Origin of the sequence: Mesorhizobium sp. M2A.F.Ca.ET.039.01.1.1, assembly GCF_003998035.1 — a bacterium.
Lineage (GTDB): Bacteria > Pseudomonadota > Alphaproteobacteria > Rhizobiales > Rhizobiaceae > Mesorhizobium.
Genome location: NZ_RZRY01001084.1, coordinates 1 through 1,572, shown reverse-complemented (window position 1 = coordinate 1,572; position 1,572 = coordinate 1). Strand labels below are relative to the sequence as shown.

Annotated in this window: 1 protein-coding gene; it reads right to left on the bottom strand. The window is 66.0% G+C overall.

Annotated features, from left to right (window positions below; all coding sequences use genetic code 11):
* Positions 1–205 precede the first annotated feature (205 nt).
* The coding region (locus EOA24_RS37460) for an FAD/NAD(P)-binding protein (RefSeq protein WP_127410790.1) at positions 206–1,572 on the bottom strand (1,367 nt) is incomplete at its 5' end.

The window sequence follows — 1,572 nt, the reverse complement described above, 5'->3', positions numbered from 1 at the left end:
CCCAATAGGCGAATTTGACTGCGTCGCGATCATTCTGCGGCATGGAAACCTCCCGGCTTGGCCCGTCCGATCGATCCAGCCGTGGCCGGAACCTGTCGCCAATTTATTAGTCCACTGATTATATATACAAAGTAGTATTTTCCGTTTTGGCGGCCCTGCCTGGATAGAAATACCAATTTTGCGCGGCCGCATTCGCCGCCGGTTTTCAACGAGCCGTTTCCGTCGCCGGAAAGGCGCCAAGCTGGTTGCCGATCCCAAACGCGACGGCCTGCGCATGGCGGGCGACTTCCGGCAGGCCCATCAGCTCGCCGAATGTGCCGCGCGCCAGCGGACCGGCGACAAACAGCCCGGCAAGCGCTCGGCCGTCCGGGCCGATGGCACGGCCGTCGAGCCCGGTTTCGATGCCGAGCCCGTAGCGATCGGCCCGGATCAGGCCGGCATCGGTGAGCGAGCGAAGGGCGGGATTGCTTTGCAACGCCCTTCCATGCGCCGGACCCGTCGTGTTGATCACAACATCGAACTGCAGGGCTTCAGCCTGTCTCTCGCCACGTCGCCGCAATTTGACCGCCAGGCGATCCCCTTCCCGGCTCGCTCCCGTCAGGGCTGCCGCGATGTTGTCGTATGTGCCTGCGGCATGACGACGGTCGAGCGCTGCCTCGACCTGCGGTGCGATCCTGAAGCGATGCACGTCCCAGAAGGCGCGCAGCCGCCGCACCAGCCGCGTGCGCTCGTCCGGCGCGAGAGCGGACCATATGGCCAGTCCCTGCAACCGCAATTGATCGAAGACCGACTGCCAGTTGACGCCGCCGGCATCCGCCGCAGCCAGCGTCGAACGGATATTTTCGAGCAAGCCGAGCACCGTCGTTGCCGGCGTGGAGGTGAAGTCGCCAAAGGGCGGGCCTCGCAGCAGCGGATGCCCGCGCGAACGCAATCCGTGTCGCGACACCGCCAGGATACGGCCACGGTGGCCGCGGCGATCGAGCTCCGCGACTGTATCGGCGGACGTCAGGCCTGAGCCGACGATCAACACCGATGCATCGCCAGCGATCGAATCCAGCGCATCTGCGGAATAGACATCGGCAACGAAGCCGGGCGCATCCGCGATCGGCCGCAGCGCGGCCGGAACGTCGGGCGACGGATGCGTCATGGCGAGCACAATCATTTCGGCGGTGATCGGCTGCCCGCAAGCAGCCACGGTCCAACCATCGCCGTTGCGCCTCACCTCCTCGGCACGGGCTCGGATGTGGTGGATCGCTCCGCTGTCGAGACAAGGCGCCAGTTGCTCGGCGACGAAGCGGCCGAAGACACTGCGCCTTGGAAAGATATCGCCGTTGCGCCACACCGCGTCCGGATCGCGCTTGGCCTCGCCGTCATGCGCCAGCCAGCGCAAGAAATGATCCGGCTCTTCCGGCGACAGGCTCATCCGGGCCGCCGGCACGTTGACGCGATGCGATGGCTCCTCGCTGGAATAGGCAAGCCCACCGCCGAGGAACGGGCGCGGCTCGATCACGGTGATCAATGGCCGCGCGGGCTGGCGCGCCAGGTGCCAGGCCACGGCTGCGCCGGTAAAGC